10 protein-coding genes are annotated in these 12,880 nt (G+C 58.1%); 7 read left to right on the top strand and 3 right to left on the bottom strand.

What is annotated here, in order from left to right:
* The first annotated feature begins 227 nt into the window (after nucleotides 1-227).
* Nucleotides 228-1,586, top strand: coding sequence for an aminodeoxychorismate synthase component I (gene pabB, locus FHJ80_RS03265; protein ID WP_139525597.1), 1,359 nt, complete (start codon nucleotides 228-230; stop codon nucleotides 1,584-1,586).
* A 117-nt stretch (nucleotides 1,587-1,703) separates the two neighbouring features.
* Entirely contained in the window at nucleotides 1,704-2,324 is a 621-nt protein-coding gene (locus FHJ80_RS03260; RefSeq protein ID WP_139525596.1) for a phosphoadenosine phosphosulfate reductase family protein, read from the top strand.
* A gap of 93 nt (nucleotides 2,325-2,417) precedes the next feature.
* Here the strand turns inward: FHJ80_RS03260 and cysB are convergent, their stop codons facing one another.
* Nucleotides 2,418-3,392 (bottom strand): HTH-type transcriptional regulator CysB, encoded by a 975-nt coding sequence (cysB, locus tag FHJ80_RS03255; RefSeq protein ID WP_139525595.1) that lies wholly within the window; start codon nucleotides 3,390-3,392, stop codon nucleotides 2,418-2,420.
* Nucleotides 3,393-3,668: 276 nt separating this feature from the next.
* Between cysB and trxA the strand changes: the two genes are divergently transcribed.
* Nucleotides 3,669-4,052 (top strand): thioredoxin, encoded by a 384-nt coding sequence (gene trxA / locus FHJ80_RS03250; RefSeq protein WP_009722702.1) that lies wholly within the window; start codon nucleotides 3,669-3,671, stop codon nucleotides 4,050-4,052.
* A 62-nt stretch (nucleotides 4,053-4,114) separates the two neighbouring features.
* Here the strand turns inward: trxA and FHJ80_RS03245 are convergent, their stop codons facing one another.
* Nucleotides 4,115-5,236, bottom strand: a complete 1,122-nt coding sequence (locus tag FHJ80_RS03245; protein WP_139525594.1) for an AI-2E family transporter — start codon at nucleotides 5,234-5,236, stop codon at nucleotides 4,115-4,117.
* Nucleotides 5,237-5,430: 194 nt separating this feature from the next.
* On the opposite strand from FHJ80_RS03245, the gene FHJ80_RS03240 reads away from it, so the two are divergent.
* Complete coding sequence (locus tag FHJ80_RS03240) at nucleotides 5,431-6,261, top strand: SIMPL domain-containing protein (RefSeq protein WP_139525593.1); 831 nt, start codon at nucleotides 5,431-5,433, stop codon at nucleotides 6,259-6,261.
* Here the strand turns inward: FHJ80_RS03240 and serS are convergent.
* Nucleotides 6,203-7,480 carry a serine--tRNA ligase gene (serS, locus tag FHJ80_RS03235; protein ID WP_139525592.1) on the bottom strand — a complete coding sequence of 426 codons (1,278 nt, stop codon included), beginning with the start codon at nucleotides 7,478-7,480 and terminating at the stop codon, nucleotides 6,203-6,205. The two genes, FHJ80_RS03240 and serS, sit on opposite strands and share 59 nt — an antisense overlap.
* 240 nt (nucleotides 7,481-7,720) lie before the next feature.
* On the opposite strand from serS, the gene FHJ80_RS03230 reads away from it, so the two are divergent.
* From FHJ80_RS03230 to FHJ80_RS03220, 3 genes are all read left to right on the top strand, one after another.
* Nucleotides 7,721-8,974 carry a dicarboxylate/amino acid:cation symporter gene (locus tag FHJ80_RS03230; RefSeq protein WP_139525591.1) on the top strand — a complete coding sequence of 418 codons (1,254 nt, stop codon included), beginning with the start codon at nucleotides 7,721-7,723 and terminating at the stop codon, nucleotides 8,972-8,974.
* A gap of 111 nt (nucleotides 8,975-9,085) precedes the next feature.
* Nucleotides 9,086-9,676 carry a DUF4202 domain-containing protein gene (locus FHJ80_RS03225; protein ID WP_139525590.1) on the top strand — a complete coding sequence of 197 codons (591 nt, stop codon included), beginning with the start codon at nucleotides 9,086-9,088 and terminating at the stop codon, nucleotides 9,674-9,676.
* 89 nt (nucleotides 9,677-9,765) lie between these two features.
* Complete coding sequence (locus FHJ80_RS03220; protein ID WP_139525589.1) at nucleotides 9,766-12,867, top strand: FAD-binding and (Fe-S)-binding domain-containing protein; 3,102 nt, start codon at nucleotides 9,766-9,768, stop codon at nucleotides 12,865-12,867.
* Nucleotides 12,868-12,880 lie beyond the last annotated feature (13 nt).

Genomic DNA, 12,880 nt, shown 5'->3' with positions numbered 1-12,880 from the left:
AAAAGAACTTTAGCCCGCCGCATTTCCCTCGTCAACCATGCAAAAAGGCCGTTTTTGTTCACCTTTCGTTGCAAGTCCTTTCTTCACCGCCCAACCAATGTCAACAATCAGCGATGCCATATCCTGAATGGAGTTTGCTGCGTGAGAAAGGCGTCGACGGCCATACTGGTGTCATGAGGTTACGGCCTCTAAAATACGTCGCCCCCCACTGGCTTGGCGTTTGCTTCATGACAACGGCGTTGACGATTTCAGCCCTGCCCTACTCTACTGACCCTTTGGCGCTCTTCGCCAAATTGCGGCACCGCCCCGGCGCAGTGCTGCTTGATAGCGGCCGCCCAAAAGCGACGACCGGCCGTTTCGACATCGTCAGCAGCGATCCGCTGGCAACGCTGACAATGACCCCAGAGGGCGACACTCGACTGTCGTCTGACATGCTCACTCTTCCCGCCTCACTTGCCGAGGACGTAACCGCGCAACAGCAGTGGTTGATCGAACAGCTACCCGCGGTCAACGTAAAGAGCGAATTGCCTTTTCTGGGCGGGCTGATGGGCTACTGGAGCTATGACCTGGGCCGCAATCGCGCCGATATCGCCAGTCAACACCCTGCTGCCACTCGTCTCCCGTTATTACGTGTGGGGCTATTTGATTGGTGCATCACACTAGATCATGTCAAAGAGCAAGCGTGGTTCGTTGGCAGCCCGGCGCGACGTGAACAAGTAGCGGCATGGCTGGCGGCGCCCGACACGCCAACAACGCCTTTCAAGCTCACTCAGCGATTTTCCCCGGAGTTGACTCAGGCGGCCTACACCGAGCGTTTCGATGCCGTTCAGCGCTACATTCGTGCTGGGGACTGTTATCAAATTAACCTCGCCCAACGTTTTACAGCGCATTACGAAGGCGATGAGTGGCAAGCGTATCTTCAGTTGCGTAAAGCAACCCCCACGCCATTTTCTGGTTTTATGGCCTGGGGTCATCAGGCTGTGCTATCGCTCTCTCCCGAGCGCTTCATTCAAAGCCGTGACGGCTTAGTGGAAACACGCCCCATCAAAGGCACACGGCCACGAGGCAAAACGCCCGACCAGGACCGTGCCCTGGCGAATGATTTGCTCAGCAGCACCAAAGACCGTGCAGAGAACGTGATGATCGTGGATTTGCTGCGCAATGATTTGGGTCGCGTTTGTGTCCCCGGCTCCATTCGCGTGCCGCAGCTATGCCAGTTAGAGAGCTATCCCAACGTCCATCACTTAGTCAGCGTGGTGCAAGGCCAACTGGCGTCCCAACACTCACCGCTTTCATTGCTCACGGCAGCGTTTCCCGGCGGCTCGATTACCGGCGCACCCAAAATACGGGCAATGCAAATAATCGATGAACTGGAGCCCTGCCAGCGCAGCGTCTATTGCGGCAGCTTGGGCTATATCGACGTGCGCGGCAGCATGGATACATCGATTGCCATACGCACAATGGTGGCTGACGATGGCGCTCTCCACGTGTGGGGCGGCGGCGGGTTGGTGGCAGATTCACAAGCCGAGGAAGAGTACACCGAGACATTGGACAAGATTCGTCATTTGATTGGCGCCTTGGAATAAACAAACTACTTTTTAAATCCAAAAGAAATATAAAAGCCTAACCAAACGGTATTGGGGAGAAGTCCTTCGCTTTTGGTAGCCTAGAGACATTGCACGCTTTTTCACATAGGAGGCCCCATGTCCTCAACGCTCGAACAGATCAATCGCGATTTCGCCAACGACCCGCAAGGGCTTATCGAGTGGGCGTTCAGCCAGGGTGAGCGCCCTATTTGCACTACCAATTTTCGCCCCTTCGAAGCCGTCATTTTGCACATGGTGACGCAGGTGCGTCCGGATATTCCCATCGTATGGATGGATAGCGGCTATAACACCGAGGCGACCTATCAGTTCGCAGACGCACTCATTCAGCGTTTGAATTTGAACATCGTCAGCTTCCTACCCCAACGCACCCGCGCCCATCGTGAAGCCTTGGATGGGCCAATGCCTGGCATCGATGACCCGCGGCACAACGCCTTTACGCAAGAAGTGAAGCTAGAGCCTTTCGAACGGGCGCTTCGCGAGATGAAGCCTGACGTATGGTTCACAGCCCTGCGCGCCGAAGACACGCCAGAGCGAGCGAAAATGCAGGTCGTCAGCCGTAATAGCGACGGCTTACTGAAAGTGGCGCCGCTGCTTCAGTGGACGGCCAAAGATATGTACTACTACCTGGAAGCACATGATCTACCCAACAACTTCGACTACTTCGACCCCACCAAGGTGGAAGAGAAGCGCGAGTGCGGCCTACATCTTCAGCACTAAGATCAGCACGGATCAAAGCGCCACGTAACATAAAGTTCGTCATGCCTCCCTTCACCTGCTTCGGCCTAACTTCCGAAGCAGGTTTTTTTGGGATCAATACTCTGGCAGCTCGACGCCTTCGAACAGCGTCTGTTCGAAGCGCGGCCCGGCCATTAGCGCCTCATCCACTCGGTCACGGGTCAAATGCGGTGCAAAACGCGCTAGAAAATCGTACATGTAGCCACGCATGAAGGTCCCGCGCCGAATACCGATTTTCGTCGTCGAACTGGCAAACAGATGGCGGGCATCCAGGGCGACCAAATCACTATCCAGTGCCGGGTCGACCGCCATGTGCGCGACGATACCCACGCCCATTCCCAAGCGCACGTAGGTTTTGATCACGTCCGCGTCGGCCGCCGTTAGGACGACATTGGGCGTCAAGCCCTTGGCTTTGAACGCATCGTCGAGCTGAGAGCGTCCGGTAAAACCAAACACGTACGTCACTAGCGGGTGTTCGGCCAATGCGTCCAGGGTCAAGGGTCCGTCGAGGGTGGCCAGCGGGTGCTCCTTAGGCACCAGCACACAGCGATTCCAACGATAGCAGGGCAGCAACACTAGGTCGGTGAATAACTCCAATGACTCCGTGGCAATGGCAAAGTCCGCCTGCCCTTCGCTGACCATTTGAGCAATTTGTTTGGGCGTGCCCTGCTGCATGTGCAGCGCCACTTCAGGATACTTCAGCGTGAATTCGCTGATGATCGGTGGCAGCGCATAGCGCGCTTGTGTATGTGTGGTGGCAATCGCCAGGCTACCGCGACGCTCATCGCTGTGCTCTTGCGCTACTTGCTTGATGTTTTCGGTGAGTTTGAGCACCTGCCCCGCCAATTCGATGATCGACTGTCCGGCAGGCGTGACACGGGTGAGGTGTTTTCCGCTCCGAGCAAAAATCTCGACACCGAGCTCATCTTCCAGCAGGCGAATCTGTTTGGAAATGCCCGGCTGGGAAGTAAATAAACTTTGAGCTGTCGCCGAGACATTGAGGTTGTGTCGATTGACTTCCCAAATATAGCGAAGTTGCTGTAGCTTCATATCCTCACCTTATTGTCTATGCCGTAAGCACGTCATAGCGCATCCTCGTGCTGCGACTCCGTGCTTGGCCAAGCACCCGATAACCGTGCTTCAATGAGCACATTTTTGAATAAAAAAACGCCTCATAATTCCCTTATAGTATAAAAAATAGCGCCTATGAACATCTATTAATTTTTTCTATTTAAGGCTGAATCGTATCAGGAATTTGCCAGCACCCTTCTCGCCCGCTAACATCTGGCAACTTGGCGCGGTGAAAGTGCGCTAATATATCGCGTAATGACCGTTGCTCCATTTGAGGCAACGAAACAGCAAGAGCAACGCAAACGGGAGAAGCAAATGGCTAATAATGTTGATGTCACCAACGCCAATTTCGAGCAAGAAGTCCTCAACGCCGAACAGCCTGTCCTGCTGAAATTCTGGGCCCCCTGGTGCGGCCCATGTAAAGTCATGGCGCCTGTTGTCGATGAAGTGGCCGCCGAGCGTGGCGACAACTTGAAAGTCGTCAGCGTGAACGTTGACGATGCCCCGGAAATCGCTGCCGAGCAAGGTGTTCGCGGCGTCCCCACCGTCATGTTGTTCAAGTCGGGCACCAAGGTCGCTTCTCTAGTAGGTGCGCAGTCCAAGTCTCAGTTGACGCAGTTCATCGACCAGAACGCTTAAGCCGTTCACGTTACCGCTGGCATGGCCAGCGGTAACGACGCTTCCTCTTCTCCTTCTCCGCCTTATTCACGCTTCGACCATACACCTCGTCGCCAGGGTGGACGACGCGCATCGCCAGGTCGCCTTACCTGCACGTTCCGTTGCCTGCCAGGTCCTAACAAGTGAGCGATCCAGCGCGTTTGTGGATGGCTATCCAACGCGATTTTCAGCGTCATAGTGAGCACCACCGACAGCAACATACCCGCCGCACCAAAGATCCAACCCCACACCACTAGCGAGAGAAACGCCACGAACGTGGATAATCCCAGCGCTTGGCCCATCACTCGTGGCTCGATCAAGTTTCCCAAAATGAAGTTGATGACAAGATACGCTGAAGCCAATAAGAATGCCTGAAGTAAACCGCCATCCTGAGAGACCAAGAGCAACAGCACCGGCGGAATGGCCGCGAGCGCGGAACCGATATTGGGAATGAAGTTGAGCGCAAAGGCCAGCACTCCCCAGAGCAGCGGAAATTCCACGCCCACCATGAGGCATGAGAGCCACACCAGCACGCCGGTCGCCAAACTAATCACGGTCTTCACCGCCAAATAGCGCTTTAACGTCACACTGAACTCGCTGAACCGTTTGAGGCTCGGCGCCGGATTCTCTAGCGCGCGCGACACTTTATCGCGGAAGTGCAGCGTTTCGAACAGCATGAAGATCACCAGCAGTGCAACGATACTGCCCTGCATGAACAGCGAACCCAGCTCGCCCAGAAGCGTAGCGACCCAAGAACCGTCATCTTCCATGGCGAACATCGAACTGAGCTGATCAGGATCGATGGCCAGCCCGTGGGAGGCCAGCGTATTGAGAAGATCCCAATAGTGCTCGTAAAGCCTTGACTCGATATCCGGCAGCGCCTCGATGAACGTACTGAAACTGTTCACGACCAGTAAACCGATCAGGGAAAGAAAGCCCATCAACACCAGTAGCGTAATTAGCGCCGACATTCGTCGACTCAGGCCGCAGTGATGCAGCCACTGAACGGGAGAGGTACACACCACGGCGATGAATACCGCCAGCAGTAGCGGCACCAATAAATCGGCACCTATTTTCATACCCGCGATGATCACGACTAGCGCAGCAATCGCCAGGGTGGCATTGAGGGGAATACTTCGATAATCCTCATCCGACAACTTCGACATAGCCCTTTCCTTAGCATGTTATCCATACATGATGGTCGTTTAGATGACGTTGCACAAACCGTGCAAACATTCAGCAACCGCTTTTCGTTTACGCTTAGCCTGTGAACTTTATGTCCACGCCCCCTTCAAAGCAGCGATATCTCACGCTATTTAGCGCATACAACGTATTGGCTCTCTCAGCAAGGAAGTGACCGATGAAAACAGCAACACACTCGTTGAAACGGCTTCGTCATGGCGTGCTGGCCGGCGCGTTACTGGCCCTTTTGGCAGCCCCTAGCGCACAAGCGGCACCACCCGCGCCCCCCAGCCTCAGCGTCCAGGCACAGTCGTGGGTAGAGGTCGAACCCGACAAGGCAACGCTCTCTGCTCGCCTTTGGGAAAACACGCCGGCAGTGTCCACCCTCGAAGAGACGGACAGCGCCGCGCTTGGCAGCGCTCGTGAGCGCCTCGAAGAGCGTGCCAGCGAACTCATCACCGCCATGGAATCACTGGGCATCGAGCAGCGTGCAATCCACGCCGGCTCATTGAACGTTTACCCTGAGCACGTTGCAGGACCGCACAACGAAAATGGCGAGCAGGAACCGCTGATGCGCACCCGTTTGGAGCGACCCTTCAGCGTCGAGCTAACTAATATAGACCAATTAGGCGATGTGCTGGACGCGCTGATTGGCGCTGGCGTCAATGCGTTGGATGGCGTGCAGTTCGATCTACAAGACCGGGAAGCAGCTACCGACGAGGCATTGACCAAGGCGCTGGAAAAAGCCCGCCATAAAGCCGACCTCATGGCGAGCACCCTCAACGTCACGCTTGGCCCCGTTCAGCGTATCGAAGAGACGCAATCGCCCATTTTCCAGCCCCGGATGATGGCCATGCGCGCCGAAAGTGACACAGTCGGCGGCGGTGCCGCCAGCGACTACCGCCCCGGCACCATTCGCATCGATGCCGGGGTAAACGTCGAGTGGGCGCTTAGAGGGCAAGACGCTCGAGGCCGCCCAGGTAGGGTTGCAGGGGAGCCGGAACAGTAATCGATCCATCCGCCTGCTGGTGGTTTTCGAGCACCGCCAGCAGGCAGCGCCCTACCGCAAGGCCAGAGCCGTTGAGCGTATGCAGTAACTGCGGCTTTTTGACATCTGGATGACGGTAACGCGCTTGCATCCGGCGCGCCTGGAAGTCCTCGCAGTTGGAGACAGACGAGATTTCCCGGTAGGTGTTTTGGCTTGGCAGCCACACTTCCAGATCGTAGGTTTTCGCTGCGCCGAATCCCATGTCGCCGGTACATAACGTCACTACGCGATACGGCAACTCGAGTGCCTGCAGAATGGCTTCTGCATGCCCACGCATCTCTTCCAACGCGTCGTAGCTCTTCTCCGGCTCCACGATCTGTACCATTTCGACTTTGTCGAACTGGTGTTGACGAATCATGCCGCGCGTATCGCGTCCATAAGCGCCAGCTTCCGAACGGAAACAAGGGGTATGCGCCGTGAGCTTCATCGGCAGTGCGGCCAGCTCGACGATCTCATCACGCACGAAGTTGGTCAGCGGCACTTCAGAGGTGGGAATTAAGTGGTACTCCCGCTCATCGTTCAGCTTGAAGAGATCCTCGCCAAACTTGGGCAGCTGACCCGTGCCCATCAGCGAATCGCGGTTGACCATGTAAGGCACATAGCACTCTTCATAGCCGTGTTGCTGGGTTTGCGTATCGAGCATAAACTGCGCCAACGCACGATGCAGTCGCGCAACGGGCCCGCGCATCACTGCAAAGCGCGCGCCGGTCAGCTTGGCCGCCAGCTCGAAATCGAGATAACCAGACTTCTTGCCCAAATCCACGTGATCCAGCACGTCGAAATCGAACTTTCGCGGCGTCCCCCAGCGGTGCAGCTCGACATTATCGTCTTCGCTCTTGCCTTCCGGCACGCTTTCATGGGGCAGGTTAGGGATACCGCTGATGGCCTCGTCCCACTCCTCCTGCACGTCAGCCAATTCTTTTTTGGCTTTATCCAGGCGGTCGCCTAAATCGCTGACTTCATCCAGCAGCGGTTGAATATCTTCACCGCTGGCCTTGGCCTTACCAATCGCCTTAGAGCGCATATTGCGCTCGTTCTGCAGTTGCTCGGTCTGAGTTTGCAGTTCACGACGACGCGACTCTAGCGCCTTAAGCGCTGCAGTATCGAGTTCGAAGCCCCGGCGGGCCAGTCGTTGCGCAGTCGCATCAAGATCACCGCGCAGCAGTTTCGGATCGAGCATGGATTATCCCTTGGCCTGAATTCAGTGGAACACGGCACATCGACGCCGTGGCAAAGGGGCCTATTGTAGGCAAAAGCGAGACAAGGGGCTATGGGGCATGGCCACCACCCCTAGGTAAAGCGCCGGTATGCGCTATGAACAATTTACATACCCATCCCCGATCATTAGGCAAAAGTGATAGAGTGCCCGCCCTTCGTCAGCAAGAACCACTAACAACGGATCTAAAAAAGGAGAAACAACGTGCAGGAAACCGCACCGAAAGGAGCATGGGGATGGTGGCGTCGCATTGCCCTGTGGAAAAAAATACTGGCGGGCTTGGCCCTCGGGGTAGTGGCAGGAGCGCTGCTCGGTGAAACCGCCAGCACCTTCAAACCGCTGGGCGATATCTTCATCAACGCCATCATGATGCTGATCGTACCGCTGGTCTTTTCTACCCTGGTGGTCGGCATTACTTCAATGCGCGACCCGCAAAAGATGGGCCGAATCGGCGCTCGTACGATAACGCTTTATTTGGTGACCACCGCCTTCGCGATCACCATTGGCCTCGTGCTCTCGACGCTTTTGCAGCCTGGGGTAGGCGTGGGGCTGAGCTTCGATGCCGAGGTATCGGCCAACGAAGCGCCCTCTCTGGTCTCCATCCTGGTCAACCTCGTGCCGCGCAACCCGCTGGATGCCTTGGCGAACGGCAACATCATGCAGATCATCGTGTTTGCCATTGGGCTGGGAATCTCGCTGACGCTGATCGGCGAGAAAGGCGAACCGGTCATGAAGGTTTTCGATAGCTTCGCAGAGGCCATGTACAAACTCACCGGCTTGGTGATGGCGTTCGCCCCGTTCGGGGTCTTTGGCTTGATTGCCCACGTCTCGGGTCAGTACGGCCTGGAGATCCTGCTGCCGCTCGCCAAGCTAATTGGCGTGGTCTATGTAGCCAGCATTCTGCATGTTCTGGTGATTTACTCAGGTTTTATCTCCCTGCTGGGTCGTTTGAATCCCGTGCGCTACCTGAAAGGCAGCCTGGACGCCATTGTCGTCGCTTTCTCCTCTGCTTCCTCTGCGGGCACCCTGCCCGTATCGATTCGCTGTGCGCAGAAAAACCTGGGCGTATCGGAAGGGGTATCGGGCTTCGTCCTGCCCGTGGGCGCCACCATCAACATGGACGGCACTGCGCTCTACCAAGGTGTGGTGGTGCTGTTCATTGCCCAGATGACCGGCACCGACCTGAGCATGATGGATTACGCCATGATCGTTGCTACCGGCACACTGGCTTCGATTGGCACGGCGGGCGTGCCCGGTGCGGGGCTGATCATGCTCTCCATCGTCATGGCGCAAATTGGCCTGCCTCTGGAAGCCATTGCCGTGGTAGCGGGGATCGACCGCATTCTAGACATGGCACGCACCAGCGTGAACGTGGCCGGTGATTTGATGGTCACCACGCTGGTGGGTAAAAGCGAAGGTGAGCTCAACGAAGAGATTTACAATACCAGCCGTTCTTGACATCGGCTTTCTGACCCTAGCGCGCCCGCTGCCCCTGTCAGCGGGCGTTTTTTATCGTGGCCGACAAGCTGCTAGGATACCTCCATTCCACTCCCTCCAAGCGAGCCCGCCATGTCGTCCGCTTTTGACAAGACCCTTGCCGCCCTCGACGCGCTGCACGCCCAAGATCCCCAGACGACCACCCTCTCGGATGGCACTGCCCAGCCCCAAGAGCTGGCCTATGCCCAGCGTATGAGCCGGTGGCTAGAGCGACTCCAGGAGACGCCCAGCGACCTATTGGGCATTGCCGTGCGCGCGCAGCATCTGCAGCGTTGGAAGCTGCCGCGTAGCGATTATCCGGAAGGCCGTATTGGCTATTTGACTTGGCGACGCGACCAGAGCGCTCGAGCAGGCGATACCACGGCAGCGATCATGGAAGAAGCGGGCTACTCCCAAGAGGAGGCCAAGCGCGTCGCCAGCATGATCCGCAAGCAGGGCCTGGGGCGCGATAGCGATGTGCAAGCCCTGGAAGACTGTGCCTGTTTGGTGTTCTTGGAAAACTACTTTGCGGACTTCTCCCGCAAGGTAGAGCACGATCACATGGTGCGCATCGTGCAAAAGACCTGGGGTAAGATGTCGCCGCAGGCGCACGCACTGGCCCTGACGCTGCCCATGAACGATACCTGTTCAGCTCTCGTCAAAGAGGCTCTCGGCAGCGACTGAGTCCGGCTATCGAGATGCACCGCTACGGTAGCTGCGGTAAAGTAGCGCTTATCCCTTATCCGCTTCCAGCAGTGACGGCTCAACCTCCTATGATTGCATCCCTGGACTCTCGCACGGCCCCTTTCGAACGCCTTGGCAGCCACTACGTGCGTTTTCTCGACGCTCTGCGTGCCCGCGGTTTCGAAGGTGACATCGCGCCGGATTACGCCCACCGCACCGTGCTGGCGACGGATAACTCGATTTATCAGCGCCTGCCCCAAGCAGCGGTGTTTCCCAAGCATGCCGAGGACCTGGAGCGTCTCGCCAAGCTGGCCTGCGAGCTGCCCCACCGGGATATCGTGCTGACACCCCGGGGCGGCGGCACCGGCACCAACGGCCAGTCGCTGACCGACGGCATCGTGGTGGATGTCTCCCGCCACATGAACCAAATTCTTGAGATCGATGTGAAAGCCCGCCGGGTGCGGGTACAGGCGGGCGTGGTCAAAGACCAGCTCAACGCCGCGCTGAAACCCCACGGGCTGTTTTTCGCCCCGGAGCTCTCGACCTCGAATCGCGCCACCATTGGCGGCATGATTTCCACCGATGCCAGCGGCCAAGGGAGCTGCCAGTACGGCAAAACCCGCCACCACGTGCTGGAGCTGGATACGGTTCTGCTCGGCGGGCAGCATTTACACAGCCGCCCGCTGAGCGCCGATGAGGAGCAGCAGGCGCTAGCCCAAGCGGGTGTGCTCGGCAAGGTACACCGCACTGCCGCGACGATCATCGACCAGCAGCGTGAATTGATCGAGGCGACCTTCCCGCCGCTCAACCGCTGCCTCACCGGCTACGACTTGGCCCACCTGCGCGAAGATGGGCGGCTCAACCTGAACAGCCTGCTGTGCGGTTCGGAGGGCTCGCTGGGCTTTTTGAACGAAGCCGTGCTCAACGTACTGCCAATCCCCAAGCACTCTACGCTCGTCAACGTGCGCTATCCAAGCTTCATGGATGCCCTGCGGGATGCCAAGGCGCTGATGGCCAGCAGCGCCAAGCCCACCTCCATAGAAACGGTAGACGACACCGTCCTACAGCTGGCGATGGACGACTTCGTTTGGGACAGCGTGGCGGAATTTTTTCCCGCAGGCAGCACGCCCATTCAAGGCATCAACCTGATCGAGTTCAACGATGATGACCCCGAACGGCTCGCGGCGCGTGTAGCGGCCTTTACCCAGCACCTGAGCCAGGATGCCACTGTGGAGCGGCTGGGTTACACCCTGGCGGAAGGCCGTCCGCAGATCCAAAAAGTCTACGCCATGCGCAAACGCTCGGTGGGCCTGCTGGGTAACGTTCAGGGGGAGAAACGCCCGCTGCCGTTCGTGGAGGACACCGCCGTCCCGCCGGAGCACCTGGCGGATTTCATTACCGAGTTCCGCGCCGCGCTGGATGCACGCAAGCTCTCCTACGGCATGTTCGGCCATGTGGATGCGGGGGTGCTGCACGTGCGCCCGGCGCTGGACATGAAAGACCCGGCCCAGGAAGCGCTGATTCGCGAGATCTCCGATGAAGTCGCCGCCCTCACCCAGAAGTACGGGGGGCTACTGTGGGGCGAACACGGCAAAGGCGTGCGCTCCGAATACGGCCCCAAGTTCTTCGGCGAACTTTACCCCTACCTGCAGCAGGTCAAGGCGGCCTTCGATCCGCACAACCAGCTCAACCCCGGCAAGATCGCGTCACCTTCCGAAAGCGCTATGCTGATTGCGAAAGAGAGCGACCCGGAACTGCTCACCATCGACGGCGTGCCTATGCGCGGCCAACTCGACCGCACCATCGACGAGCGGGCCTGGCAGGCCTACGACGCGGCGGTGTACTGCAACGGCAACGGCGCTTGCTACAACTACGATGTGGACGACCCCATGTGCCCCTCGTGGAAAGCCACCCGCGACCGCCGCCACTCTCCTAAAGGCCGCGCCAGCTTGATGCGTGAGTGGTTACGCCTGCAGTCGCAAGCGGGCGTCGACGTGGTGGAAGAGTCGCGTAAGAAAAAGCAGGAGCGCACCTGGGGCTTCATCAAAAGCTTCCCCAAGCGGGTGATGAACACCCTTAGCCGCCAGCAGCAACACGACTACTCCCATGAGGTGTACGACGCCATGGCGGGCTGCTTGGCGTGCAAATCCTGCGCGGGCCAGTGCCCGATCAAAGTCAACGTGCCGCAGTTCCGCTCGCAGTTTTTAGAGGTGTATCACGGCCGCTACCTGCGCCCGCTGCGCGACTACGTGATTGGCGGCACCGAATTCATGTTGCCTGCGTTGACCAAGATCGCTCCACTCTATAACGCCGCCCTTGGCCAGCGTTGGGTCGAGCAGCTGATGCAAAAAGGGCTCGGTATTAGCGACTCCCCCGCGCTCTCTCGCGCCAGCGTGAAAAAACAGCTGCGTGCCTGGGGCGTGGCGGAAGCCACGCCCACATCGCTTGCGCTCCTCACCGAGCAGCAGCGAGCCAACAGCGTCGTGATCGTGCAAGACGCTTTCACCACTTATTTCGAAGCCAAGCTGGTGATGGACGTGGTAGAGCTGCTATCGCGGCTGAACCTGCGCGTGTTTGTGATGCCGTTTTCCGCCAACGGCAAGCCGCTGCACGTACAGGGCTTTTTGGGTGCCTTCGAGCGCACGGCAGAAAAGCAAGCCAAACGCCTTCGCGCACTCAGCGAGTTCGAGGTGCCCATGGTGGGCATCGACCCTGCCATGACGCTCACCTACCGCCAGGAGTACGTCAAAGCGTTGGGTCCTGAGCAAGTGCCAAACGTACTGATGCTTCAGGAGTTGCTGGCGACCCGCGTCAACACCCTCGCCACCAACAAGCTCACGCTCGAAGACCCAGGCTTTAAGCTACTCTCCCACTGCACCGAAAAAACCAACGCACCGGGCAGCCCGAAAGCGTGGCAGCAGGTGTTTGCCGCCTTTGGATTGCAGTTGGAGCTGGCCACCACGGGCTGCTGCGGTATGTCCGGCACCTACGGCCATGAGACCCGTAACGTCGCCACCTCCAAAACGATCTACGCTCAGTCGTGGCAGCCCCAGGTCGAAGCCGAGGAGAACAGCGGCAAGCTACTGGCCACCGGCTACTCCTGCCGCAGCCAAGTAAAGCGCTACTCGGCGCAAACCCTGCCCCACCCGCTGCAAGCCCTGCTCTCCTGCATCAAACAGGCCAGCCGCTAACGCGACTGGCCTG

This window comes from Halomonas sp. BL6, from assembly GCF_006228115.1.
Taxonomy (GTDB): domain Bacteria; phylum Pseudomonadota; class Gammaproteobacteria; order Pseudomonadales; family Halomonadaceae; genus Vreelandella; species Vreelandella piezotolerans.
Note: the sequence above shows the minus strand (reverse complement) of the source record. Positions and strands in the feature narration are given on the sequence as shown.